Origin of the sequence: Bordetella parapertussis (assembly GCF_020735925.1) — a bacterium.
Taxonomy (GTDB): Bacteria; Pseudomonadota; Gammaproteobacteria; order Burkholderiales; family Burkholderiaceae_B; genus Bordetella; species Bordetella pertussis.
Genome location: NZ_CP085971.1, coordinates 1857040 through 1882526 on the forward strand (window position 1 = coordinate 1857040; position 25487 = coordinate 1882526).

The following is a 25487-nucleotide window of genomic DNA, read 5'->3' on the forward strand; positions in this document are numbered from 1 at the left end:
TTATATATAGAAGTTTAGAATTCATCGAAACACACCAACAACGGAGACGTCGTGAATATCACGCAAGAAATCGCCAAGCGGGTCGTGCAGACTTCGATCCGGGACCTGCCGGCCGATGCAGTGGGTTACTCCGAAACCTTGGCCATGAGCGCGCTGGGCGCGATGGCCGCCGGCCACCGCAGCGCGGGCGGCCGGGAAATCGTCGATTACGTCAAAAGCGCCGGCGGCGCCGCCCAGGCCACCGTGCTCGGCCACGGCCTGAAGACCAGCATGGAAATGGCCGGGCTGGCCAACGGCACCTTCGCGCACGCGACCGAATACGAGGACGACAGCTTCCCCGAGGCAGTGTCCAGCTACACCCTGTTCCCGGCCATCTTCGCCGTGGCCGAGCACGCCCAGGCAAGCGGCGCCCGCGTGGTGGAGGCCTTCGCCGCCGGCTACGAAGCGCAGGCGCGCATCGGCCTGGCGTGCCGCCAGGCGCGCCGCAACGGCTTCATGGTGCTGAGCCTGGCCGGGTCGATCGGCTGCGCAGCGTCCGCCGCCAAGCTGCTGGGCCTGGACGAGCGCCAGACCACCATGGCGCTCAGCCTTGCGGCCTCGCAAGGGGCGGGCATCGGCTACCAGACCGGCTCGATGGCGCACATCGTGGAAATGGGGTTCGCGGCCCGCAACGGCATCGCCGCCGCCCTGATGGCGGCCCAGGGCATGACCGGGCAGCCGGACGTGCTGGAAGCGCCGCGCGGGCTCATGAACATGATCACCGGCGACCAGGTCGAAGCGCCGGCCGCCATCATCGAGCACTGGGGCAGGCCGTACCGCCTGATGGAAATCGGCATCAAGTCCTATCCCTGCTGCTATCACCTGCAGCGCATCATCGAGACCACCGTGGACCTGCGCCACGCCGAAGGCCTGGCCGCCGCCGACATCGAGGAGATTTCGGTGGAGGTCAACGCGTTCTTCCCCACCGTTGTCCAGCACATGGAACCGCACGACGAGATCGAGGCGCAGTTCAGCCTGCCGCACGTGCTGGCCATCGCCATGCTGGAGGACCAGGTGGTGCCGGCCGGATTCTCCCAGGCGCGCATCGACGACGCGGCGTTCCAGGTATTCCGGCGCAAGGTCAAGCAGGTGGTGCGGGAAGACTGGGGCTGGACCCCCACGGGCTGGACGCCGCGGATCACCTACCGCCTGGCCGACGGCCGGGTGATCGTGCGCGAGCCCGAGCAGGCGCGCGGGCAGCCGCCGGCGCTGCTGACGTTCGACCAGTGCGTGCCCAAGTACCTGGGCTGCGTGCAGGGCATCTATCCCGAACAACAGGTCGAGCGCTCGATCGCGCTGCTGCGCGGGCTGGCCGGGCTGGACAGCGTCGCCGAGCTCATGCGGTGCCTGGCCACGCCCGCCTGATCCGCCGTCTTCCAATCAAAGAGCAAGGATGCTTGTGGTGAAAACAAAATTCTCCGATTTGACGCACGAAGACATTGATCGGATTCTCGAAATCGTGAACCGGGTCGACGACATCGACCTGCAGATCCAGGTCGACGGCCTGGGCCTGCGCGTACGCAAGGGCAATGTCGGCGCGCCGGTCGCTCTGCCGGCCGTATCCGCGCCGGCCGCCGCCGAGGCTCCGGCTCCCGCGCCATCTCCCGCGCCGGCGGCGCAGCCCGCGGTCGCCGCGGCGGCCGCGCCCGCCGCGGCGCGGCAGGACCTGCTCAGCATCACGGCGCCCATGATAGGCCGCTTCTATGCCAAGCCATCGCCCAACGATCCCGCGTTCGTGGCGCTGGGCAGCCAGGTCGGGCCGGACGACAGCGTCTGCATTCTCGAGGTGATGAAGCTGTTCAACACGGTCAAGGCCGGCGTGGCGGGCGAAATCGTCGAGATCCTGGTGCAGGAGGGCGACATGGTCGAAGAGGGCGATGTGCTGTTCCGGGTGAAGCCGCAATGAGCCGCCGCATAGGAATCATCGACACGACGCTGCGCGACGCCCAGCAATGCCTGTGGGCGACGCGGATGACGGCCGGCATGATGGACCCGATCGCCCAGGCGCTGGACGAGGCGGGGTTCGACATGATCGATTTCATGGCCCCGGTGCAGTTCGATGTGTGCGTGCGCTACCTGCGCGAAGACCCGTTCGAGAAGGCGCGCCACTTCCGCAAGCGCTTTCGCAACACGCCCATGCGCAGCTATTGCCGCAGCAAGAGCCTGGTCGGGTTCAGCATGGTGCCCGACGACATGGTCGAGCTGTGGATCGATTGCCTGGCGGCCAACGGCTTCAGCGCGGTCGGTACGCTCGATTCGTTGCTGGACGTCGACAACATGAAAGTCAGCGTCGGGCGCGCCAAGAAGATCGGCATCAAGTCGATCGGCGCGCTGGTGTTCTGCGAAAGCCCCCTGCATACCGACGCGCTGTATGCCGGCACGGCCGCCGAGCTGGTGCGCTGCGGGGTGGACGGCATCATGCTCAAGGACTCCGGCGCCCTGCTGACGATCGAGCGCATCCGCACGCTCATCCCGGCGCTGCGCGCCGCCGTCGGCGACATCCCGATCGAGGTGCACAGCCACAGCAATACCGGCCTGGTCCAGCGCGTCTACCTGGACGCGGCCGACCTGGGCATTGACCAGCTGCATACCTCGATCGCGCCGCTGGCCGGCGGGGTGGCGCAGCCCTCCATCCAGAACATGACGCGCAATCTCGCGCAGCGCGGCTACCGCACCGACGTGGACATGGCGCGCGTCGAGGAGATCAGCGCCTATCTGCACCGGCTGGCGGCCCGCTACGACTTCCCGCTGGGCAAGCCGATGGAATACGACGAATTCCATTATCGGCACCAGATGCCGGGCGGCATGACGGAGAACTGGCGCTTCCAGTTGCGCCAGGCGGGGCTGGAGAACCGCTTCGAGGAAATCCTCGAAGAGATCGGCCGCGTGCGCGAGGACCTGGCCTGGCCGATCATGGTGACGCCGTTCTCGCAGATCATCGGCGTGCAGGCCATGCTCAACGTGGTCAACGGCGAGCGCTACCGCGCCGTGCCCGACGAAGTGAAGATGTACGCGCTGGGCCACTTCGGCAGGCTGCTGGGGCCGGTCGAACCCAACGCCCTGGACCGCATCGTCGCCAACGGCTCGCCCGATGTCGGCCTGACGCCGCAACCGAAGGACCCCGCCTTGCCGGGGCTGCGCAAGGCCAATCCCGGCATGACCGACGAAGAACTGCTGCTGCGCTACATGTTCCCGGCCGACGACGTCGAGGCGACGCTGGGCTGCAAGCCGCTGAAGCTGACCGTTCCCGCCGGCGGGCCGATCGTCAGGCTGATCGAGGAAATCCTGCCGCGCGCCGGCATACGCCATTTCGAATTGCGCAGCCAGTCCGAACACATTTCGTTCACGCGACCCTGAGCCGGTCCCGGTTTCGTTGCCACGGAGAATCCGCATGACACAGCCCGCCGCTTCCTCCCACGCCGTCATCGTGATGTACGACGCGCCCGCCGAACTGGACGCCTGGATGCACGGCGACCACTACCGCGAGGTGCTGGCCACCCCGGGCGTGACGGGCGTGCGCCGCTACGAGGTGCTGGACGGGCCGCAAGCCTGCCGCAAGTACCTCGCCGTGATCGAGACCGACGACCTGGACGCCACGCTGGCGTGGCGCGACAGCGAAGCCGGCGCGCGCTCGCAGCAGGACGCCAACCAGCGCGGCGTCGCCAACCGCCTCGGCCTGACCTGCCGGCGCATCTATTGAGATGCCCGCGACGCGCCCAACCCACCTGACCCAAGGACCACAAGAATGATCATGCCTCCCATCCTCGACATGCGGCTGCGGCCGCCCGTTCCGGCCTGGACCAAGGGTTCGGTGTTCCGCACGGCCATGCACTATCCGCGCCATAACCTGACGTTCAAGGGCGCGCGCTCGGCCTGGCTCGAGGACGTCGGGCTGCTGTTCGAGGAAATGGACTCGGCCGGCATCCGCTACGGCGTGGCCATGGGCCGGGCTTCCAGCGGGGCCGGCAATCTGGGCGGCGTGGCCAACCAGGACATCGTCGACCTGCTGGCCACCTATCCCGACCGCTTTCTCGGTTTCCTGGGCGTGGATCTGGACAACATCGCAGGCAGCCTGGCGGAGATCCGCGAGCTGGCCGGCGCTCCCGGCGTCAAGGGGATTTCCATCGAGCCCGGCTCGGCCCGGGTTCCGCGCTGGTCGGACGACAAGACCCTGGATCCGGTCTACGAACTGGCGCTGGAGCTCAAGCTGCCGGTGTCGATCTCGCTCTCCGGCCTGCTGTCGGCGCTGGCCGGCCACGATATCACCTGGTCCAGCCCGGTGTCGATCCAGCGGGTGGCCCAGCGCTACCCCGACCTGAAGATCGTGGTGTCGCACGCCGCCTGGCCCTATGCCGACGAGATGGTCGTGGTGGCGCTGGCCTGTCCCAACATCTATGTATCGCCGGACCTGTATGCGTCGACGCGCGGCATGATCTGCGCCGACAGCTACGTCAAGGGCGCGAACATGTTCCTGGAGGACCGCACCCTGTTCGGCACCGCGTATCCGGTCAAGGACATCCAGGATTCCCTGCGCGACTTCCTGCAGCTGGGCTGGCGCGAGGACATCATCCACAAGGTGCTGTGGACCAACGCCGCCCGCCTGCTGGGCGTGGACAAGTAACGCGGCGGCCAGGACGGAGGACGACGTGAAGAGGACAGCGCTGATCGCCGGACCGTACGGCATCGTGGGCAACGCGCTCGTGCAGCATCTGGCGCGCGACGCGGCCTGGGATGTCGTGACGATCTCCCGACGCCAGGAAGCGACGCTGCCCGGCGTGCGGCATATCGCGGCCGACCTGCTGGACGCGGCCCAGGCCGAGGCCGCGCTGGCCGCCTTCCCCGGCATCACGCACGTCTTCTATTGCGCCTACGCGCCGCGCCCCACCCTGGGCGAGGAGGCCGCGCCCAATCTGGCCATGCTGGCCAACCTGGTGTCGGCGGTGGACAGGCACGCGCGCGGGTTGGCGCGCGTCGTGCTGGTGCACGGAACGAAATGGTATGGCAATCACCTGGGGCCCTTCCGCACCCCGGCGCGCGAGGACGATGCGCGCCACTGCCCGCCCAATTTCTATTACGACCAGCAGGACTGGATCGCCGCGCGCCAGCGCGAGTCCGGACGCTGGAGCTGGACCGCGTTCCGGCCGCACGGCATCTTCGGCTACGCCCTGGGCAGCCCCATGAACCACCTCATGGCCCTGTCCCTGTATGCCTCGGTCATGAAGGCCGCGGCGACGCCCTTGAAGTTCCCCGGCACGCCGGCGGCCTTCGCGGCGCTCAACCAGTGCACCGACGCCCGGCTGCTGGCGCGCGCCATGGCCTGGTCGGTGGATGTCGCGGCCTGCGAGAACGAGGCCTTCAATTTCCACAACGGCGAGCCCGAGCGCTGGGCCAATCTCTGGCCGGCGGTCGCCGAGGCGTTCGGCATGCAGGCGGGGGGCGTGCAGCAGATACGCCTGGCCGCCATGATGCCGGCCAACGAAGCCGCCTGGCAGGCGATCTGCCAGCGGCAGGGGCTGCGCCATTTTCCCCTGGAGGCCTATGTCAACTGGTCGTTTGCCGATTGGGTCTATTCCAACGGCTTCGACCAGGTCTGCAGCCTGTACAAGCTCCGCCGCGCGGGATGGACGGAAATTCTTTTATTTGACGATATGCTCAAGTCTATGCTTTCGGATTTACGGCAACGGAAGCTGCTTCCAGCATAACCAGGACCCACCATGGCTCAAATGAAAGATAACAACGTCTCGAATCGCGCGACCCTCGTCCTGTATGAGAACCGCTTCATCCCGCTCTATCGGATGATCAAGGAGGAGCTGATCCGGTTCGTGCAGAAGAAGGGCATCAAGTCCGGCATGGCGCTGCCCGGCGACAACGAGCTGGCCAGCCAGTTCGGCGTTAGCGTGGGCACCGTGCGCCGGGCCATTGCCGAGCTGGTCTCGGAGCGCATCGTCATCCGGCAGCAAGGGCGCGGCACCTTCCTGGCTCCCTACGACACCAGCCGCATGCTCAATTCGTTCTGGCACATCGAGCGGCGCGATGGCGTGGTAGACGTGCCGCTGGTGTCGACGCACGGCTTTTCCCAGGCGTCGGCCACCGAGGAGGTGGCGCAGAAACTGGCGCTGCAGCCTGGCGACCCGGTCTTCGTCATCAAGAACTCGATGACGATGCAGGGCACGCCGGTGCTGCTCGACACGATTTATGTTCCGGTGCGCACGTTCGAGGGCCTGACCCGCGAGAAGCTGAGCGCGCGCGACGCCACCATCTATGACTTCTACCGCGAACAGTACGGCATCAATATCGTCAAGACGATAGACCGCGTCAGCGCGACCGTTGCCGACAAGGACACGGCCAAGCGCCTGGGTTGCAAGCTGGGCGCGCCCATGCTGCGCATCCTGCGCGTGGCGTACAGCTTTGGAGATACGCCGATCGAGTATCGCTGCAGCCTGCTCGATTCGGAGAATCACGAATACGTCGATGTCACCGGCGGAGACACCAGCCGCTACGGTTGACATCGGGAACCCTTCATTCAAGAGGCCAATCCATGAGACTGAAAAAGGTATTGATTGCGAACAGGGGAGAGATCGCCCTGCGTATCGTCCGCGCGTGCCGGGAGATGGACATACGGACCGTCCAGGTCTACTCCAGCGCGGATGAGGATTCATTGCCTGTCAGGTTGGCCGATGAAGCGGTCCCCATCGGCGGCCCCGAGCCGTCGGCAAGCTACCTGAACATCGCGGCGCTGATCGCCGCCGCGCGCGAGCATGGCTGCGACGCCATCCATCCCGGCTACGGCTTCCTGTCCGAGAACGAAGACTTCGCCCAGGCCTGCATCGACGCCGGCATCGTCTTCATCGGCCCGGACCCCGGCGCGATCCGCATGATGGGCGACAAGGCGCAGGCCCGCAAGATCGCCAAGGAGGCGGGCGTGCCCATTGTGCCGGGCGCGCCCGAGCCGGTCAGCGACGTCGAGGAGGCCATCAAGGTGGCCCGCGAGGTCGGCTATCCCTTGCTGGTCAAGGCGGCGGCGGGCGGCGACGGGCGCGGCATGCGCGTGATCCAGGGCGAGGCGCAGCTGCGCGAGGGGCTGGAGCGCGCGTCGATGGAGGCCAAGTCGGCCTTCGGCGACGGCTCCGTCTATATCGAACGCTATATCTCGCCCGTGCGTCACGTCGAGATCCAGGTGTTCGGCGATGGCGAGGACGTCATCCACCTGGGCGAGCGGGAATGCTCGATCCAGCGCCGCCACCAGAAGCTGCTGGAGGAAAGCCCGTCGCCGGTGCTGTCCGAAGAAACGCGGCAGCGCATGGGCGAGGCGGCCTGCGCGCTGGCGCGCGCGGTCAAGTATCGCGGCGCGGGCACGCTGGAATTCGTCATGGACGGCAAGAGCGGCGAATTCTTCTTCATCGAAATGAATACGCGCATCCAGGTCGAGCATCCGGTCACGGAAGCCGTCACCGGCGTGGACCTGGTCAGGCTCCAGCTGGCGGTGGCCGCTGGCGGCAGGCTGGGCCTGCGCCAGCAGGACATCGTCATGAAGGGGCACGCGATCGAATGCCGCATCAACGCGGAGGACCCGCAGAAGGCGTTCATGCCCAGCCCGGGCACGGTCAACGATATCCGGCTGCCTTCGGGGCCGGGCGTGCGCATGGATTCGCACGTGTACCGCGGCTACAAGCTGCCGCCGTACTACGACTCGCTGCTGGGCAAGCTGATCGTCTGGGACGAGTCGCGCGAGAAAGCCATCGCCCGCATGCTGCGCGCGCTGGGCGAGCTGGAGATCGTCGGCGTGAAGACGACCAAGGAATTCCACGAACGGCTCATGCGAGACGAGGATTTCATCGCCGCCAATGTCAGCACCCAGTTCGTCAAGGAAAAGCTGTACGCCGACCACCCCATGCGCCATTTGCTCTGAGAAGGTAAGCCTCACATGTCACACGAAGAACTGCTTGTCGATTATGCCGCCCGCAAGGACCATGCGCTGGGCATGGGCGGCCCGGCCAAGCTGGAGAAGCGCCGCGCCGAAGGCGTGCTGAACGCGCGTGAACGGCTCGAGCTCCTGCTCGATCCGGGCACCTTCGAGGAAAGCGGCCTGTTCGCGGTGTCGCACCGCAAGGAAGTGGCCGAGCGCACCCCGGCCGACGGCAAGATCGCCGGCTACGGCAAGGTCCAGGCGCGCAAGGTGGCGGTGGTGGCCAACGACTTCACCGTGATGGGCGCATCCAGCTCGGTGGTCAACGGCAAGAAGATCCGCCATATGCGCGAAGTCGCCACCAAAAACGGCCTGCCGCTGATCTTCCTGGGCGAATCCACCGGCGCGCGCATGCCCGACCGCATGGGCGCCGAGGGCCGCGCGATCCTGGGGCAGGATCCCTACGAGTACCGCCGCCTGCGCGAAACCCCCTGGGTGAGCGCGCTGCTCGGGCCGTGCTACGGGTCCTCCACGTGGTACGCCTGCCTCTCGGATTTCGTCGTCATGCGCCGCGGCGCCACCATGGCGGTGGCGAGCGGGCGGGTCACGTCCAAGGCCATCCGCCAGGAGATCGACTCGGAGGAGCTCGGCGGCTGGCGCATGCACACGCAGTCCACCGGCCTGGTCGACGCGCTGGCGGAAACCGACGAGGAAGCGCTGGAGATCGTCAAGAAGTGGCTGGCCTATTTTCCCAGCAACCAGAACGAGCCGCCGCCGCGCCAGGCCGTCACGCCGGAAAGCGTGCCCGACACCGGGGCGATCCTGCAGCACGTGCCGACCGACAGCAACAAGGTCTATGACGTGCGCAAGGCGATCGACTGCATCGTCGACCGCGACAGCGTGATGGAGCTCAAGGCCAGGTTCGGCCGTTCCATCTGCACCATGGTCGCGCGCCTGGACGGCCATCCGGTCGGCATCCTGGCGAGCAACCCGATGTTCAAGGGCGGGGCGATCGACGTGGACGCCTGCAACAAGGCCATCTCGTTCCTGGTGCTGTGCGACTCGTTCAACATCCCGCTGGTGTTCCTGGTCGACCAGCCGGGCTTCCTGATCGGCATCGAGGGCGAGCGGCGCGCCGCGCCGGGCCGGATCATGAACTGGATGAACGCGATCTCGCTGGTCACCGTGCCCAAGATCTCGGTGATCATGCGCAAGAGCTATGGCCAGGCGTACCTGAACATGGGCGGCGGCAGGAACTCCGACGAAGTGCTGGCCTGGCCCAGCGCGGACCTGGGCTTCATGGCGCCCGGCGTCGGCGCCAACGTGCTGTTCGGCGTCAACGAGCAGGACGACCCCGAGCGCTATCGCGAACTGGTGGCGCAACTGTCCAAGGACACCTCGGCCTGGGGGCTGGCCGCTCTGTACGAAACGCATGCGGTGATCGATCCGCGCGAGACGCGCGCGCATCTCATCCGCCTGCTGGACATCCATCGCGGCGCGCAGGGCCGCCGCATCGGACAGCACCTGCTGTCGAACTGGCCCACTACCTATTGAGCGACCGGCGCGCCGGTCCAAACCTTATCGAGAGTCGAGCACATCATGGCCAATGTAGAAGTGATTTCGGAAGTCAGCGGTTCCGTGTGGAAAGTGCTGGTGGCGGCGGGCGACACGGTCGCCGAAGACCAGGAGATCGCCATCCTGGAATCCATGAAGATGGAGATCCCGGTGCTGGCGCCGTGCGGCGGCACCATCGGCGACCTGCGCATGGAGGTGGGCGCGCCGGTGGGCGAAGGCGACGTGATCGCGGTGATCAGCGAATGAGCCCCGCGCCCATGGACCAGCGCGAGCTCTCGTCCATCCTGCGCCAGGCCCTGGAGGCGGGGCGCGGCGCGCTCGACGAACCGACCGGCAAGCGCATCCTCGCCGGCCACGGCATCGCCGTGCCCAAGTCCGTGGTGCTACCCGCCGACGCGTCGTTCGCGCAGGTCGAGGGCCAGTTGGCCCAACCCTATGTCCTGAAGCTGGTCTCGCCCGACGTGATCCACAAGACCGAGATGGGCGGGGTGCGGCTCAACCTGGCCAGCCCGGCGGCGCTGCGGCAGGCGGCCGACGAGATGCGTCAGCGCGTCGAGCAGGCCGGCGCGCGGGTCGAGGGCTGGCTGGTCGAGGAAATGGCCGAGCCCGGCGTGGAAGTGCTGGTGGGCGGACTGCGCGATCCCGAGTTCGGTCCGATGGTGATGATCGGCCTGGGCGGCATTTTCGTCGAGATCTTCAAGGACGTGGCGTTTCGCATCTGCCCGGTCACGCGCGAGGACGCGCTCGACATGATAGGGGAGTTGCGAAGCAGCCCCTTGCTCGCGGGCGCGCGCGGCAAGCAGGCGGTCAGCATCGACGCGCTGGTCGAGACCATCCTGCGCGTGGGCGGCGAAGGCGGCGTGCTGCTGGCCGGCCAGCCCGAGGTGGCCGAGCTGGACATCAATCCGCTCATCGTATCGCCGCGCGGCGCCGTCGCGGTCGACGCCCGATTCATCCTGACGCAGTGAGAGCAGCATGACTGAACCCAAGATTCTCGATTCGCTTTTCCAGCCGAAAAGCATCGCCGTTGTCGGCGCGTCGGCCTCGACGGTGTCCGGCGGCAACCGCTTCATCCGCAACCTGCGCGCTTTCGGCTATGCCGGGCCGATCTATCCGGTGCACCCCAGCGCCGGCGAGATCGAGGGCCTGCCGGTCTTCGCGTCGCTGGAGGCCTTGCCGGAGACGGTCGATTACGCCTACGTGGCGACGGCCGCCGAGCGGGTGCCCGGGGTGATACGCAGCGGGCGCGGCAAAGTGCGCGTGGCCCAGGTCATGTCCAGCGGGTTCGGCGAGACCCAGGAAGGCGACGCGCTGCAGCGGGATCTGCTGGCCGCGGCGCGCGACGCCAACGTGCGCGTGGTGGGCCCGAACTGCCTGGGGGTGTATTCGCCGCGCGCGCGCGTCAGCTTCACCCGCCGCGTCACCGACGAGGCGGGCCATGTCGGCGTGGTCTGCCAGAGCGGCGGGCTGGGCACCGACATCATCCGGCGCGGCCAGCAGCGCGGCCTGCGTTTCAGCGGCCTGGTCACCATCGGCAACGCCGTCGATGTCAGCGCCTCGGAACTGCTGGAGTACTTCCTGGCGGACGAGCAGACGCGCGTCATAGGCATGTATCTCGAAAGCGCCCGCGATGGACGCCGCCTGTTCGAGGTGCTGCGCCAGGCGGGATGCCGCAAGCCGGTGGTCCTGCTCAAGGGCGGCGGCACCGCGTAGGGACGGCGCGCCGCGTCTTCGCACACCGGCGCGCTGGCCGGCAGCGAACAGGCGTGGGCCGCGCTGGGCAAGCAGACCGGCATGCCCATCGTCGACACGCTGGACGAGTTCCTCGACGTGCTGCTGCTGTGCCAGTGCCTGCTGCCCCGCTCCCAGCCGACGCGCACCGTCGCCTTGTTCGGCAACGGCGGCGGCACCAGCGTGCTGGGCACCGACGCCTGCGGCCGCGCCGGCTTCGCGGTGCCGCCGTTCGCGGCGGACACGCTGGCGGCATTGGAGGCGCTCAAGCGGCCGGCAGGCTCGTCGGTGCTCAATCCGGTGGACGTGCCGGCCGGCGCCCTGCAGCAGAACGAGGGCAGGGCGGCGACGGATATCGTGCGCATCCTCGCGCAGGACGACAGCATCGACGCCGTCATCATCCACGCCAACATGACGGTGATCACCGACTTCCAGCACGTGGACATGCTGAAGAACATCATCGCCGCCGTGACGCAGGCCAGGCAGCACGGCCGCGGCGTGGCGCACCTCATCCTGGTGCTGCGCTCGGACGGCGACGCGGAGATCGAGGAAAGAAAACGCGGTTACCGGCGCGATTCCGTGCAGGCGGGCATTCCCGTGTTCAACGAGATTGCCGAGGCAGCCAAGGCCCTGGCCTGCCTGCGCGTCATCGAGGCCGTGCGTTGCCGGCGTGCGCAACCGTCGATCCCCGTGGATGGACGGTCGCGGTCCGCGCCGGAGTCTGCCAGTCAGGCGTCCTGACCAAACGGACCCAATACATAAAAACCTAGGAGACAAACATGAAGCTCAAGATGTTGGCCGCGGCCTGCGCCGCGGCGGCGGTGTCGTTGCTTACGCCGGCCTCGGCCGTCCATGCCCAGGGCAAGCCCGCCAAGGTGCTCAAGCTGGCGCACGGCGCCACGGAGAACCAGGCGGTGGGCATGGCCTTCCTCAAGTTCGCCGAGCTGGTCAAGGAGAAGTCCGGCGGCACGCTGGCCATCGAGACCCACCTGGCCGGCTCGCTGTACAACGAGCGCACCTCCATCGAGGCGGTGCTCAATGGCGCGGTGGACCTGGGCGGCGGCTCGAACGCCAACTGGGGGGCGTTTACCCGCACGCTGATCTTCATGGACCTGCCGTACGTGTTCAAGGACGAGGCGGCGTTCGAGAAGGCCATGGCGGGCCAGGTCGGCGAGGAAATCCGCCAGCGCTTCGAGCGCGACGGCTTCAAGCTGCTGATGCTGCTGAACAACGGCGGCTTTCGCCATGTCGTCAATACCAAGAAGCAGCTCAAGGTGCCGGGCGACCTGGCGGGCCTGAAGATCCGCACCACGGCGTCCCCGGTCGAAATCGCCATGTTCAAGAACTGGGGCGCCATTCCCACATCGGTGGACTGGGCCGAGGTCTACAACGCCCTGAGCTCCGGGGTGGTGGACGGCGAGTTCGTGATGCCGACCTGGCTGGCGACGGCCAAGCACTACGAAGTGCTCAAGTACGCCACCGCCAACGACGCGGTGATCGGCGTGCAGACCCTGGTGATGCGCAAGGACAGGTTCGCCAAGCTGCCGGCCGAAAGCCAGAAGGCCATCCTGGAGGCGTCCCGCGAGGCCGAGGCATACGGCAACCGGATCGACCATGACATGGCGGCCAAGGCCCTGGCCTATGCGGAAAGCCAGGGGGTGAAGGTCTACCATCCGAGCGCCGAGGAAATGACGCAGTGGCGCACGACCGGCCAGCAGATCTGGAAGCAGTTCGAGGGCCAGCTGGACAAGACGCTGTTCCAGCAAGTCCTGGATGCGCAGAAGTAGCGCCTGGCCCGCCAGGCCTTGCACAGGCATCCCGCCAGGGCGCCGTGGCATGCGATCCGGCATGCCGCGGCCGGCCCAGACCGCTGACGAGGAGACAAAACCATGGCTGAACTGTCCGAACGACGGGAGTACCAAACCATGAACCGCAAACAGGGCGCCGCCGCGCTGACCACCAGGGTGCTGGTCGGATTTCCCAGGATGGTGCTGGCGGGCCTGCTGGCACTGCTGATCATTTTCCTGGTGATGTCCGTCATCAGCCGCTATTTCATGCAACTGGGCACGCCCTGGTCCGATGAGTTCGCCCGCATCCTGTTTGCCTGGATCGTGATGGTGGGCTTTGCCGTCGCCGTGCAGCAGCGCGCCAACGTGGCCGTCGACATCCTGGTCGAACAGGCCGGGCCGCGCATGAAACGCGCCCTCTACATCCTGCAGGACGCACTGATCCTGGTGTTTTCGGTGGTGTTCACCTACGCCGCCTACCAGACCGTGCAATTCGCAAGCATCCAGACGCTGCCCGGCCTGGGCATCACGATAGGCTGGCTGTACAGCAGCTGCGTGGCCGCCGGGGTGCTGATGGTGGTCTACGCCACCCTGATGCTCATCCAGACGCTGCGGGGCCAGCGCCAGCCGCCCCATTACGAGGCCGGCGGAGATCTCTGATCCCCGGAGGACATCCTATGACTATCGCCATTCTCTCGTTCTCCTTCGTACTGCTGGTACTGGTCGGCATGCCGATCAGTTTCGCCATGGGCATTTCGTCGCTGCTGGCGATGCTCTACCAGAGCGACCTGCCCATCAACCTGCTGGTGCACCGCACCGTGATGGGTATCGATTCGTTCGTCCTGCTGGCCATTCCGCTGTTCATCTTCGCCGGCTCCATCATGGAGCAGGGCGGCATCTCCGAGCGGCTGGTCCGTTTCGCCTATACCTTGCTCGGCCGCTTTCGCGGCGGCCTGCCCATGGTGGTGGTGGGGTCCACCATGCTGCAGTCCGGCATTTCGGGCTCGACCGTCGCGGACGTTTCCGCGATGTCGGCGATGACCCTCAAGCCGCTGGAGAACGAAGGCTATCCACGCCCGTACAGCCTGTCGGTGATCGGCGCATCGTGCGCGTTCTCCATCCTCATCCCGCCCTGCATCCTGATGGTGGTCGTGGCGGCCGTGGCCAATACCTCGGTGGTCGCCGTGTTCGCCGCGGGCGTGGTGCCGGCCGTCGTCATCGGCCTGATGTTCTTCGCCTTCATCCACATCCAGGCACGCCTGCAGAACATGCCGCGCGGCGAAGCCTACTCGTTCGTGGCCATCCTCAAGGGCCTGAAGGACGCGCTGTTCGCGCTGGGCGTGCCCATCCTCATCTTCGGCGGCATACGCATGGGCGTGGCCACCGTCACCGAGATGGCGGCCTTCGCCGTGGTGTACTCGCTGCTGGTGGGCGGGCTGGTCTACCGCCGGCTGAGCTGGCGCGGCATCTACCAGGCGCTGGTCGACACCTGCGTGGCGACCGGCGTGATCTGCCTGCTGATGGGGTTCGCCATGATCTTCGGCTACCTGCTGGCGACCGAAGGGGTGCCGGGCGCGGTGGCGCAATGGATACGCGACAACCACATCAGCCCCTGGGGCGTCATGCTGATCACGGCGCTGATCTTCGTGTTCATCGGCGCGGTGCTCGAGGGCGCGCCCGCCGTGCTGATCTTCGTGCCCATCCTGCTGCCCGTGGTGCGCGAGCTGGGCATCGACGTGGTGCATTGGCTGACCGTCGTGGTGCTGGCCTCGGGCATCGGGCTGTTCGTGCCGCCCACCGGGCTGGCGGTGCTGGTGGCATGCAGCGTGGGGCGGGTCAGCATGCAGGCCATCATCCGGCCGCTGATTCCCTTCCTGCTGCTGCTTCTGGCCGGCCTGGCGGTGATCATGGCCTTTCCGGTCATCTCGATCGGCCTGCCGCGCGCCATGGGCATTCCGTGGTAGGGCGCCGCGGCCATGCGCGCGGCTGATCCGGACAGCCCGTACAGCTGGGCGGTGGCGGCGGCCACGCTGGTGCTGGCCTCGCTCAGCTTCGGCGCCGCCAACTCGCTGCCCATGCTGTTTCCCGAGCTTTCGGCCGAGTTCGGCTGGGACGGCAGCAGCGTGGCCTCGCTGTATGGCGCCACCATGGCCGGCGCGGCGGTGTCGTCCCTGCTGATGGGGCGGCTGCTCGATCGCATCGGTTTCTTTCCGATCGGCGTGGTGGCGACGCTGGCGATGTGCGGCGGGATGGCGCTGGCCAGCGTGGCGACGGCGCGCTGGCAGTTCTACCTGATCTACGCGGTGCTGATAGGCGGGCTGGGCCAGGGGGCGTTTCTCAGCACCGTCGCCGCGGCGGTGTCGCAATGGTTCCTGCGCAGCCGGTCGCTGGCGGTGGCCATTGCCCTGTGCGGACAGGGCGTGGGCGGCCTGCTGGTGCCGCCGCTGCTGCGCGCCGTCAGCGGCGGGCACGGCTGGCGCGACGCGCTGCTGGCCTACGCGGCCGTCGCGGTGGTCGCGATGCTGGCCGCCATGGCGCTGTACATGCCGCGCCCGCCGGTCGGCCTGGGCAGGCCCCGGTCCCTGGCCGGCCCGCCTGCCGGCGCGGCCGCGCCGGATGGCGGCCGGCTGATCGTGTGGCTGGCGCTGGCGCTGCTCCTGGCCAATTCGGCCGCGGCGGGCGTGGCCTCGCACCTGGTTTCGTACGGCGCGCAGGCCGGCCTGTCGCCGGTGCGCGCGGGCGCCCTGATGTCGGCGCACTATGGGCTCGTGCTGGTCGCCCGGCTGGCGATCGGCTATTCGCTCGACCGCCTGGACAAGTACGCCGTGCTGCTGGCGACCACCGCCATCCAGATCGTGGGCGCGCTGCTGCTGCAGTTCACCGACTCCATCGCCATGGTGGTGGCCGGCGCGGCCGCCATCGGCATCGGCTTCGGCGGCTACTACCCGGCCTACGGCGCGCTGATGCAGGGCCATTATCCCAAGGAGCAGGTCGGCCGGCGCCTGACCGAGCTGTATCTGGCCAGCTTCATCGCGGCCGGCTTCGGGACCTGGCTGGTGGGCACGCTGTTCGATCTGCGCGGCGGCCGTTTCGACCTGGCTTTCTTTGCCGCCTTGCTGCTGAGCATGCTGGCGCTGGGCATCGTGCTGGCGTGCAAGTCCCGCATTGCCGGGCACGGCGGCGCGAAGCGGCTGGCGCTGCCCGCGCAACGCTAGGCCGCGGGAACAACAGCTATTCCCGCGGCGGGCTTGCGCCGCAGGCGGCGCGCGCGGCACGATCGCTTCCACGTCGCACGACAGGCACGGGAGGCCAGCCATGGAGCAGCAGCACACCATCGTCATCATCGGCGCCGGGCAGGCCGGCGGCTGGGCCGCGCGGACGCTGCGCGCCGAGGGCTATGCCGGCCGCGTGCTGCTGTGCGGCGACGAAACCGCGCCGCCCTACGAGCGGCCGCCCTTGTCCAAGGAGCAACTGGCGGCGCAGGCGCCGGCCTTGCCCAGCCTGATGGACGCGGCGCAGCTGGCCGAGCTGCATATCGACTGGCTCGGCGGCGCGGCCGCCACGCGGATCGACCGCGCCGGCCGCCGGGTGCTGCTGGGCGACGGGCAGGCGTTGCGCTACGACGCGCTGATCCTGTGCACAGGCGGGCGGCCCAGGCTGCCGCCGCTGCCCGGCGCGGACCTGCCCTGCGTCCATACCTTGCGCACCATCGACGATGCCGCCCGTCTGCGCGCGGCCTTCGACGGCACGCCACGCGTCGCGGTGCTGGGCGGAGGGTGGATAGGGCTGGAAGTGGCGGCCGCGGCGCGCCAGCGGGGGGGCGCGGTGGTGCTGCTCGAAGCCGCCGACCGCCTGTGCGCCCGCAGCGGTCCGGGGCTGCTGTCCGAGACGCTGGCGCGGCTGCATGCCGGCCAGGGGGTGGACCTGCGCCTGAACGCCCGGGTCCAGCGCATAGACGCGCATGGGCGCGGCTGCCGGCTGGCGCTGGCCGATGGCCAGGGGATCGAGGCCGACATCGTGGTCGCGGGCGTGGGGCTGGTGCGCAACGACGAGCTGGCAAGACAGGCCGGGCTGGCCTGCGATCACGGGGTGATCGTCGACGGCGCCTGCCGCACGTCGGACCCGGATATCTACGCCGCGGGCGACGTCGCGGTGATGGCGCGGCCGGATGGGAAGCTGGCGGGCCTGGAATCCTGGCAGAACGCGCAGGACCAGGGCATCGCGGCGGCCCGCGCCGCGCTGGGCCAGGCGGTGCGCTACGCGCCGCTGCCGTTTTTCTGGTCGCAGCAGTACGACACCTTGGTGCAGATGGCCGGCGCCAGCGAACCGGGCGCCGCGCTGGTGCTGCGCCAGGGCGGGCCGGCGCAGCTGCTCTGCGTGGAGATGCGCGCCGATGGCAGGGCGGCGGCCGTGCTGGGCGTCAATGCAGCGCGCGAGTTCCGCCAGCTGCGCAAATACATCGCCGAAGGCGCGCGCCTGGATGCGCGGCGCCTGGCCGACCCGCGCTCGCCGCTGGCCGGCGCCGTGCTGGGCGAGGCTGCCGCATAGCACCGCCGGCGGGAATAACACCTGCTCCATGGCGATGCTTGCCGCCGGGCGGCCGCTGCCGCAACATCCCTTGCCAGACATCCCTGGGGAGACGCGCAATGAACATGGACGAGACCCAAGCGCTGGTTGCCGTGGTCTACCGATTTTTCAGCGGCCTGGACCGGCGCGACAACGAGGCGGTGGCCGGCCTGATGGCCGATGACGGCGTGTGGAACCGCCAGGGGACGGAACTGGTCGGCCCCGACGCGGTGCGCGCGGCCCTGGCGCAGCGCGACCCGCGCCGCCAGACCGCCCATATCGTCTCGAACCTGTGGATCGAGCAGGCCACGCCGGACAGCGCGCGCGTGCGCTTCTACATGACGGCCTACGAAACCCTCACCTCGCCCGACGGGGTGGTCGGCGAGCCGCGCATGCTGGGCGTGCGCGACTGCGTCGACGAGCTGGCGCGCGTCGGCGGCGCCTGGCGCATCGCGCGCAAGCAGAGCCGCCGCCTGCTGCCGGCGGAATGAATCCCGAACAACCCCGCACCGGAGACATGGCCGTGCTTGACGACGCCCTGCTGGACACGCTTGCGCGCGAACTGTACGAAGCCGAGCAGACGCGCACCCCGATCCGCCAGCTGTCGCTGCGCCACCCGGCGCTGACGATCGAGGATGCCTACGCGATCCAGCGCAAGTGGGTGGCGCTGAAGATCGCCGCGGGCAACCCGCTCAAGGGCCACAAGATCGGCCTGACCTCGCGTGCCATGCAGGCGGCGATCGGCATCGACGAGCCGGACTACGGCGCCTTGCTGGACGACATGTTCTTCGCCGACGGGGCGACCATCCCGGCCGGCCGTTTCATCGCGCCGCGGGTCGAGGTGGAGCTGGCCTTCATCATGGGCAGGCGGCTGGAGGGGCCCGACGTCACGCTGTTCGACGTGCTGGAGGCAGCGCGCTATGTCACGCCGGCCCTGGAAATCCTCGACGCGCGCGTGCAGATGGTGGACCCGCAGACGCGCGCCACCCGCAAGGTGACCGACACCATCTCCGACAACGCGGCCAATGCCGGCGTGGTCCTGGGCGGGCGTCCGGTGCGCGTGGACGAGGTCGACCTGCGCCGCGTCGGCGCGATCCTCATGCGCAACGCCGTGGTCGAGGAAACCGGGCTGGCCGCCGGCGTGCTCAACCATCCCGCCAACGGCGTGGCGTGGCTGGCCAGGAAACTGTCGGCGCATGGCATCGCGCTGGAAAAGGACCAGGTCATCATGACCGGCTCGTTCACCCGGCCGGTGCACGCGGCCAGCGGCGATACCCTGTCGGCCGATTACGGGCCGCTGGGCACGGTCAGCTGCCATTTCGCCTGACGGCAAGCGCCGATCAGGGGAAACCATGAGGCGCGGCCGAGCGTTGCGCGCTTGGGCTAGACTGTGTCCAGACCGGCGCGGCGCATTCCATCGCAGCCGACCCCATCGCGCTTGAGATGCAGGCGCGCGCCGCTGGCGCGCACCCGGCGCGTGGGCGGCCGGGACACGTACAGGAGACAGGCATGGGAGGCGCCTCGACGGAGTTCATCGGGCTGCGGCAGCCGTCGGCATTGGCATTCGAAGACTTGACCACGCTGCGCATCTTCGTGCGCACGGTGGAGATCGGCAATTTCTCCGAGGTGGCGCGCCGCATCGGCGCCAACCCGGCGATGGTCAGCAAGCGCATCGCCAACCTGGAGCACAAGATCGGGCAGCGCCTGCTCAACCGCAATACGCGCCGGCTCATGGTGACCGAGGCCGGGCAGCGTCTCTACGACCATTGCATGCGCGCGCTGATCGAGCTGGACCAGGCCGCCGAGGAAATGTCGAACATGCAGGACAAGGCCAGCGGGCTCTTGCGCATGACGGCGCCGGCCATGCTCGGCGAGGCGGTGATCGCGCCGCAGCTGCCGCAGTTCCTGCAGCAGAACCCGCTGCTGTCGCTGGACATCAATTTCTCGCTCGAGAAGGTCGACCTGTTCAAGGCCCGCATCGACGTGGCGGTGCGGATCGCCGATTCGGTCGATCCCGGCCTGGTGGCCATCAAGCTGGCGCCTTACCGGCGGGTCTTCTGCGTTGCGCCGCAATACATCGAGGCCAAGGGCACGCCCGAGCTGCCGGCCGATCTCATGGACCACAATTGTTTGATCACGCGCGGCTCGGTGCTCAACACCCGCTGGCCGGTGCGCCTGGACGGGGAGATCGGCAACGTGCCGGTCAAGGGCAACCTGGTGACCGACAACGGCCATGCCGCGCGGCTCGCCTGCCTGGCCGGCCTGGGCGTGATGATGGCGCCGCGCTGGCTGCTCGACGAGGACATCCGCGCCGGGCGCCTGGTGGAGGTGCTGGCGGACTACGTGCCGGACAACCGCTCGGTCTATGCTTTGCTGCTGCAGCGCACCGGCTTTTCGGCCAAGCTGCAGATCGCGATCGATTTCCTCAAGCGCTGCTTTGCCTCGATGAACTAATGCGAGCCGTCGCGCGCGGCGCGCGGCATGGCCGGGCGCCGCCGCTCGGCCAGGATGCTGTACAGATTGCCGGCCAGTATCATGCCGGCGCCCAGGAACAGCAGCGGCTCGATGGCCTCGCCGTAGAACACGGCGCCCACCACGGCGATGAGCGGCAGGCGCAGGAAATCCAGCGGCACCACGACGGTGGCGTCGGCCAGCGCCATGGCCCGCGCCAGGCAGTAGTGCGTGGCCAGCCCCATGGTGCCCACCACCAGTATCCACGGCCACACGTGCGGCGGCGGTGAACTCCAGTTGGCCAGCGCCGGCGCCAGGCCCAGCGGCAATTGCACCAGCGTCATGTAGAACAGGATGCACAGCGGCGTCTCGGTGCGCGCCAGCATCTTGGTCATGATGTAGGCCAGCGCGAAGGCGACCGCGCCCAGCAGGACCGCCAGCGCCGCGGGGTGGATCATGCCGCTGCCCGGCCGCACGATGACGAACACGCCCGCCAGCCCCAGCGCCACCGCCAGCAGGCGCGCCGCCGTCAGGCGCTCGCCCAGCAGCACGGCGGCCAGCAGGGCGGTCCAGACCGGCACGGTGAATTCGATCGCGAACACCTCCGCCATCGGGATGAAGGCGATGCCGTAGACCCAGCCGTACTGGGCCAGGAAATGGGTGGCGTTGCGCAGGACGTGCAGGCCGGGGCGCGCCGTGGCGACCTTCCGCCAGCCCGCGCGCCAGACCAGCGGCACGATGATCAGCAGCCCGCAGGCGCTGCGGAAGAACAGGATCTGGAATACCGAGACGTGGGCCGACAGCTCGCGCGTGGCGACCGCCATGGCCAGCAAGGAAACCAGCGCTCCGCTCATCCAGCATGCCGCGCGCATGGTCGGCTGCCAGTTCGATATCCCCATTTTCTGTCTCCGGGCGCCCGCATGGCGTGATGGATTATGGCATCGCGTGGCCGGGCCCGGCTGTCGCGCCGGGAACAGCAGTTGTTCCGGCGCGCGCCTTGTTGGCCGGGCCCGCCCCGGTGCACGATGGGCGGCCGGACGGCGCTGCCGCCCGCGAACAACCAGGCAAGGAGGCATGCAGGCAATGAGCGAACAGTGGACCGATGTCGGCGGGGAAGACATGCTCACCGAAGAGGAGCCAGTGGCGGTCAGGGTGGCCGACCGGGAGATCGCGCTGTATCTGGCGCACGGCGAGGTCTATGCGACCGACAACCTGTGCACCCATGGCAACGCCCGGCTGTGCGACGGCTTCCAGGAAGGGCACGAGATCGAGTGCCCGCTGCACCAGGGGCGCTTCGACATCCGGGACGGTCGCGCGCTGTGCGCGCCGCTGACCCGCGACATCCGGACTTACCCTAGCCGCGTCGAAGGTGGCCGGGTGCTGGTACGGGTGGCGGGCGCGGATTGATCTTGGCGGGAATAGCTGCTGTTCCGGGCGTGCCATTGTCCCGCCGGACGCCGCATCGCACACTTTCCCGCATCGCACACATGTATGTTCTGGGCGGCCGCGCCCGGGCACGGAGATCCGGATGAAACTAGTCAGTTACCTCGATCGCACGCAGCGCGACCCCCAGCCCTCGTATGGGGCGGTGGTGGGCGAACGCATCATCGACCTGGCCACGCCGCAGGCGCCGACGCTGCGCGCCGCGCTGGCCCGCGACGGCGTCGACGGCCTGGCGGCGCGGCTGCGCCAGGCGGACGGTGCCGCCGGCCTGGCGCTGGCCGACGCGACCCTGCTGGCGCCCATTACCGACCCCGACAAGATCCTGTGCATCGGCCTGAACTACCGCCTGCACGCCGAGGAGGCCGGCATGGCCATTCCGGCCAGGCCGTCGACCTTCGTGCGCTTTGTCGGTTCGCTGGCCGCGCAGGGGCAGCCGGTGCTGCGCCCGGCGGAGTCGGACCAGTTCGACTACGAGGCCGAGCTGGCGGTCATCATCGGCAAGCCGGCCCGCCGCGTCAGCCAGGCGCGGGCCATGGAGCACGTGGCCGGCTACGCCTGCCTGGCCGAGAACTCGGTGCGCGACTGGCAGCGCCACTCCACCCAGGCCACGCCGGGCAAGAACTTCGTGCGCTCCGGTGCCTTCGGACCGTGGCTGGTGACGGCCGACGAGGCCGGCGCGCCCGAGGCCATGACGGTGATCGGCAGGCTCAATGGCGAAACCGTACAACACGACAGCGTCGCCAACATGATCTTCACGGTGGCGCAGCTGGTCAGCTATCTCTCGACATTCGCCGAGCTGCTGCCCGGCGATGTCATTGCCACCGGCACGCCGGCCGGCGTGGGCATGTCGCGCAAACCGCCGCGCTACCTGCGGCCGGGGGATGTGTTCGAGGTGGACATTTCCGGGGTGGGCGTATTGCGCAACCCGGTCGACGACGATTCTAGATAAAGGGACCACCCATGCTGTCATCGGCAATCTGGCTCAGCGAAGAGAACATTACGGCACTGGTTTCCCTCAAGGAGGCGATAGGCGTGCTGGAGACCGGGGTGCGCGCCCTGGGCACCGGCGAGGGTTTCAACATTCCCAAGGCGCTGGGCGCCTATGGCGACGCATCCTCGATGCACTCGCTGGGGTCGGCGCTGCCCGAAGCGGGCTTCTGCGGCTACAAGAACTGGATCAATACGCCGCGCGGCGCCAAGGCGGTCTATGTCCTGTTCGATGCGCACGAAGGCCGCCTGCTGGCCATCATGGAGGCCAACGCCCTGGGGCAGATGCGCACCTCGGCCATGACCGGGCTGGGCACCAAGTGGGTGGCGCGTCCCGGCGCCGACGACATGGCCATCATCGGCACGGGGCGCCAGGCCCTGGCGCAGGTGGCGGCCGTGCATGCGGTGTGGCCGCTGGCGCGCATCCGCGTCTGGAGCCCCACGGCCGAGAACCGCCAGGCGTTTTTCGAGACCTTGCGCGCGCAATTCGATACCGAGGTGGTGGTCGCCGATTCGCTGGCGCAGGCCTGCGATGGGGCCACCATCGTCACCACCGTCACGCGCGCCCGCGAGCCGTTCCTCGATGCCGGCGTGCTGGGGCGCGGCGTGCACCTGAACGCGGTGGGCGCCATCCTGCCGCACAGCGCGGAGTTCAGCCAGGACGTGTTCGCGCGCGTGGGCTTCATCGCGGTCGACGATGTGGCCGGGGCCCAGAAGGCCTCGCGCGAGTTCATCGACTATTTCGAGAAGGGCCCCGGCAAGGGCGACTGGAGCAGGGTGCGCCCGCTGGGCGAAGTCATCGCCGGCGGCGAGACGCCGGCGCCCGATTGCGACATCAGCCTGTTCAAGGCCATGGGCATGGGCATATCTGATCTGTCGGTCGCCGTGCTAGCGTATCAGCGCGCAAAAGATGCGCAGATCGGGCAATCCATTTCACTGATGGCCAACGCTCCGATCCGGCTGCCCGTCTGACGGGGTCGGATCGGGGGGCGGACCGGTATGGAACACAAGGAGACAACATTGGACAACAAGATCAAACTGGTGGACGTCAGCGGCCGGCCGGCCCGCGAACAGACGTTCTGGCCCACCGTGGTGCTGCCCAGGGCAGCCATCGAATCGGAGATCGAACGCCTGGCGTCCATCCCCGCGCCGGCCGACGGCCTGCGCGCCGCCTCGGTGGATCATCCGTCCAATACCGGCCCGATCCCGGCCTACGCGCCCGGCATCGACGTGCAGATCGTCGTGCTCAAGCCGGGCGAGCAGACCGAGCCGATGCTGCGCAATTCGAGCTGTGTCGATATGTGCATCCGCGGCAAGGGCCAGGTCACGACAGGCGCGAAAACCTTCCAGGCCGAACGGTTCGATGTGTGGAACACGCCGTCGATGATGCCGGTGGTCTACCGCAACGACGGTTCCGACCTGTTCGTGCGGCTGTGCTACAGCAACGCGCCGCTGCTCGAGCGCCTGGACGTGCACTATGTGGGCCAGGTGGCCAACGCCACGCGCCCGGGCTCCCAGGATGCCGCGCTGGCGGCCAGCCAGCGGCGCGCGCGCGACGCCGCCACCCCGATACCGATCGGCGAGGACGGCGCCCAGATGCTGGGCTACGAGTGGCTGGTGGACATCGATACCGTCGATTCGCGCATGCTGCACTGGCCCTGGAAGGATGTTTCGCCGCATCTGGAAACGGTCTACGGCATGGACCTCGCGTACACGGGACGCCATCTGTACGTGCTGTACAACCCGGCCACCGAGCGGCGCATCGGCACCTCGCACAGTTTCTTCGCCACCATCGCCAAGCTGACGCCCGGCAAGGTCGACCAGCCGCACCGCCACACCTCGGCCGCCATCAACTACATCATGTGGGGCAACGGCAAGAGCGTGGTCAACGGCGAGAAAATCCAGTGGCAGGAGGGCGACCTGCATTTCTCGGCGCCGGGCTGGTCGGTGCACAACCACGCCTCGCGCGACCAGGGCTTCGTGGCGCTCACCATCCAGGATCATCCGCTGCATATCGCCATGGAGTCGCTGCTGTGGCAGGAAACCCTGAAGTCGCCGATCCTGAAGCTGGGCTCGGAGCAGGGGATCCAGACCAACCTCTCGCGCGTCGCCGCGTAGGCCCGCCATGAGAGACCGAATCGTTCCCATGGTGGCGCCCGTGCCGCGCGACCCGGCGCTCTTTGCGCTCGAGGCATCGGTACGCCGGCTATACGACGAGATCGCCGACATGCTCGACCAGGACCTGGTCGAGCGCTTCCCCGATTATTTCGTCGAGGACTGCCTGTACCAGGTCGTCTCGCGCGAGAACTACGCCGAGGGCCTGCCCCAGGCCAACATCTATTGCGACGGGCTGGGCATGGTGCGCGACCGCGTCACCGCCTTGCGCGAGACGCAGGTCTACGTGCCGCGCATCTGGCGTCACTTCATCAGCGGCGTGCGCATCACCGCCATCGATGGCGAGGATATCCACGCACGCGCCAATTTCCTGATCACCGAGGCGATGTCGGATGCCGATCCGACCATTTTCCTGGTCGGCCAGTACCTGGACGTGCTGGTGCGCGACGGCGACGAGCTGAAGTTCTGGCAGCACCTGGCCGTTTTCGACAATCACCACGTCAGGCGCTCCCTGATCGTGCCGGTCTGAGGGAAGGAGCATCCGATGGATCAACGAGTCAATCCGGCGGCCGAGGCCGGCCGGCAATGGCCGGCCGAGGGGTGGACCCGCGTGCCGTTCTGGGTCTATACCGACGCGCAGGTCTACGAGCGCGAGCTGGAAGCCTTCTACTACGGCCCGACCTGGAACTTCGTGGCGCTGGAGTGCGAGATTCCCGAGCAGGGCTCGTACAAGCGCGCCTGGATCGGCGAACGCCAGGTCGTGGTGGTGCGTGGCGAGGGCGGGCAGGTCCACGTCTGGGAAAACCGCTGCGCGCACCGGGGCGCGAGGCTGTGCTGGAAGAACAAGGGCCAGGAGACCTCGTTCACCTGCCCTTACCATCAGTGGA

At 68.2% G+C, this 25487-nt stretch carries 25 protein-coding genes and 2 pseudogenes; 26 read left to right on the forward strand and 1 reads right to left on the reverse strand.

Features of this window, described 5'->3' with window-relative positions:
- Positions 1-51 precede the first annotated feature (51 nt).
- From LK409_RS08870 to LK409_RS08970, 20 genes and pseudogenes are all read left to right on the forward strand, one after another.
- Positions 52-1404 (forward strand): MmgE/PrpD family protein, encoded by a 1353-nt coding sequence (locus tag LK409_RS08870; protein ID WP_010928403.1) that lies wholly within the window; start codon positions 52-54, stop codon positions 1402-1404.
- A gap of 28 nt (positions 1405-1432) precedes the next feature.
- The gene (accB, locus tag LK409_RS08875; protein WP_010928404.1) at positions 1433-1945 is read left to right on the forward strand and encodes an acetyl-CoA carboxylase biotin carboxyl carrier protein; all 513 of its coding nucleotides are present in this window, start codon (positions 1433-1435) and stop codon (positions 1943-1945) included.
- Positions 1942-3396: a carboxylase gene (locus tag LK409_RS08880; protein ID WP_010928405.1), complete on the forward strand. Its 1455-nt coding sequence runs from the start codon at positions 1942-1944 to the stop codon at positions 3394-3396. Before accB ends, LK409_RS08880 begins: the two co-directional genes overlap by 4 nt.
- A 34-nt stretch (positions 3397-3430) precedes the next feature.
- Positions 3431-3739 carry a DUF4286 family protein gene (locus LK409_RS08885; protein ID WP_003809789.1) on the forward strand — a complete coding sequence of 103 codons (309 nt, stop codon included), beginning with the start codon at positions 3431-3433 and terminating at the stop codon, positions 3737-3739.
- Between the two features lie 45 nt (positions 3740-3784).
- Complete coding sequence (locus tag LK409_RS08890) at positions 3785-4660, forward strand: amidohydrolase family protein (protein ID WP_003809791.1); 876 nt, start codon at positions 3785-3787, stop codon at positions 4658-4660.
- Between the two features lie 25 nt (positions 4661-4685).
- A complete protein-coding gene (locus tag LK409_RS08895; RefSeq protein ID WP_003809793.1) occupies positions 4686-5741 on the forward strand; it encodes an SDR family oxidoreductase in 1056 nt (351 codons plus the stop codon).
- 12 nt (positions 5742-5753) lie between these two features.
- On the forward strand, positions 5754-6545 hold the full coding sequence (locus LK409_RS08900; protein WP_010928406.1) for a GntR family transcriptional regulator: 792 nt from the start codon (positions 5754-5756) through the stop codon (positions 6543-6545).
- Positions 6546-6577: 32 nt separating this feature from the next.
- Entirely contained in the window at positions 6578-7948 is a 1371-nt protein-coding gene (accC, locus tag LK409_RS08905; protein WP_010928407.1) for an acetyl-CoA carboxylase biotin carboxylase subunit, read from the forward strand.
- 15 nt (positions 7949-7963) lie between these two features.
- Positions 7964-9499, forward strand: a complete 1536-nt coding sequence (locus tag LK409_RS08910) for an acyl-CoA carboxylase subunit beta (protein WP_003809800.1) — start codon at positions 7964-7966, stop codon at positions 9497-9499.
- Between the two features lie 45 nt (positions 9500-9544).
- A complete protein-coding gene (locus tag LK409_RS08915; RefSeq protein WP_003809801.1) occupies positions 9545-9766 on the forward strand; it encodes an acetyl-CoA carboxylase biotin carboxyl carrier protein subunit in 222 nt (73 codons plus the stop codon).
- Positions 9763-10488 (forward strand): acetate--CoA ligase family protein, encoded by a 726-nt coding sequence (locus LK409_RS08920; RefSeq protein ID WP_010928408.1) that lies wholly within the window; start codon positions 9763-9765, stop codon positions 10486-10488. The genes LK409_RS08915 and LK409_RS08920 overlap by 4 nt, the downstream gene beginning before the upstream one ends.
- A 7-nt stretch (positions 10489-10495) precedes the next feature.
- Positions 10496-11992: pseudogene (locus LK409_RS22860) on the forward strand (acetate--CoA ligase family protein).
- Between the two features lie 38 nt (positions 11993-12030).
- Positions 12031-13038, forward strand: coding sequence for a TRAP transporter substrate-binding protein (locus tag LK409_RS08935; RefSeq protein WP_003809807.1), 1008 nt, complete (start codon positions 12031-12033; stop codon positions 13036-13038).
- Positions 13039-13140: 102 nt separating this feature from the next.
- Positions 13141-13698, forward strand: a complete 558-nt coding sequence (locus LK409_RS08940) for a TRAP transporter small permease (RefSeq protein ID WP_003809809.1) — start codon at positions 13141-13143, stop codon at positions 13696-13698.
- A 17-nt stretch (positions 13699-13715) separates the two neighbouring features.
- Positions 13716-15002 (forward strand): TRAP transporter large permease, encoded by a 1287-nt coding sequence (locus LK409_RS08945; protein WP_003809811.1) that lies wholly within the window; start codon positions 13716-13718, stop codon positions 15000-15002.
- 12 nt (positions 15003-15014) lie between these two features.
- On the forward strand, positions 15015-16253 hold the full coding sequence (locus tag LK409_RS08950) for an MFS transporter (RefSeq protein WP_010928409.1): 1239 nt from the start codon (positions 15015-15017) through the stop codon (positions 16251-16253).
- 100 nt (positions 16254-16353) lie between these two features.
- Positions 16354-17586 carry an NAD(P)/FAD-dependent oxidoreductase gene (locus LK409_RS08955; RefSeq protein WP_010928410.1) on the forward strand — a complete coding sequence of 411 codons (1233 nt, stop codon included), beginning with the start codon at positions 16354-16356 and terminating at the stop codon, positions 17584-17586.
- A gap of 104 nt (positions 17587-17690) precedes the next feature.
- Positions 17691-18095, forward strand: coding sequence for a nuclear transport factor 2 family protein (locus LK409_RS08960; RefSeq protein ID WP_226376534.1), 405 nt, complete (start codon positions 17691-17693; stop codon positions 18093-18095).
- A 26-nt stretch (positions 18096-18121) separates the two neighbouring features.
- Complete coding sequence (hpaH, locus tag LK409_RS08965; RefSeq protein ID WP_010928411.1) at positions 18122-18931, forward strand: 2-oxo-hept-4-ene-1,7-dioate hydratase; 810 nt, start codon at positions 18122-18124, stop codon at positions 18929-18931.
- A gap of 182 nt (positions 18932-19113) precedes the next feature.
- Positions 19114-20058 carry a LysR family transcriptional regulator gene (locus LK409_RS08970; protein WP_003809824.1) on the forward strand — a complete coding sequence of 315 codons (945 nt, stop codon included), beginning with the start codon at positions 19114-19116 and terminating at the stop codon, positions 20056-20058.
- Here LK409_RS08970 and LK409_RS08975 read toward each other — a convergent pair.
- Positions 20055-20954 (reverse strand): DMT family transporter, encoded by a 900-nt coding sequence (locus tag LK409_RS08975; protein WP_010928412.1) that lies wholly within the window; start codon positions 20952-20954, stop codon positions 20055-20057. The genes LK409_RS08970 and LK409_RS08975 overlap by 4 nt on opposite strands.
- A gap of 184 nt (positions 20955-21138) precedes the next feature.
- Here LK409_RS08975 and LK409_RS08980 point away from each other — a divergent pair, with 184 nt between their 5' ends.
- From LK409_RS08980 to LK409_RS09005, 6 genes and pseudogenes are all read left to right on the forward strand, one after another.
- Positions 21139-21462 carry a non-heme iron oxygenase ferredoxin subunit gene (locus LK409_RS08980; RefSeq protein WP_003809828.1) on the forward strand — a complete coding sequence of 108 codons (324 nt, stop codon included), beginning with the start codon at positions 21139-21141 and terminating at the stop codon, positions 21460-21462.
- Between the two features lie 121 nt (positions 21463-21583).
- A complete protein-coding gene (locus LK409_RS08985; protein WP_010928413.1) occupies positions 21584-22447 on the forward strand; it encodes a fumarylacetoacetate hydrolase family protein in 864 nt (287 codons plus the stop codon).
- Positions 22448-22458: 11 nt separating this feature from the next.
- The gene (locus LK409_RS08990) at positions 22459-23457 is read left to right on the forward strand and encodes an ornithine cyclodeaminase family protein (protein WP_010928414.1); all 999 of its coding nucleotides are present in this window, start codon (positions 22459-22461) and stop codon (positions 23455-23457) included.
- 27 nt (positions 23458-23484) lie between these two features.
- Positions 23485-24603 carry a cupin domain-containing protein gene (locus LK409_RS08995; protein WP_010928415.1) on the forward strand — a complete coding sequence of 373 codons (1119 nt, stop codon included), beginning with the start codon at positions 23485-23487 and terminating at the stop codon, positions 24601-24603.
- A gap of 28 nt (positions 24604-24631) precedes the next feature.
- On the forward strand, positions 24632-25129 hold the full coding sequence (locus LK409_RS09000; protein WP_041937193.1) for an aromatic-ring-hydroxylating dioxygenase subunit beta: 498 nt from the start codon (positions 24632-24634) through the stop codon (positions 25127-25129).
- A 15-nt stretch (positions 25130-25144) separates the two neighbouring features.
- Positions 25145-25471 (forward strand): annotated as a pseudogene (locus tag LK409_RS09005) (Rieske 2Fe-2S domain-containing protein); the annotation flags it as partial.
- Positions 25472-25487: the final 16 nt, after the last annotated feature.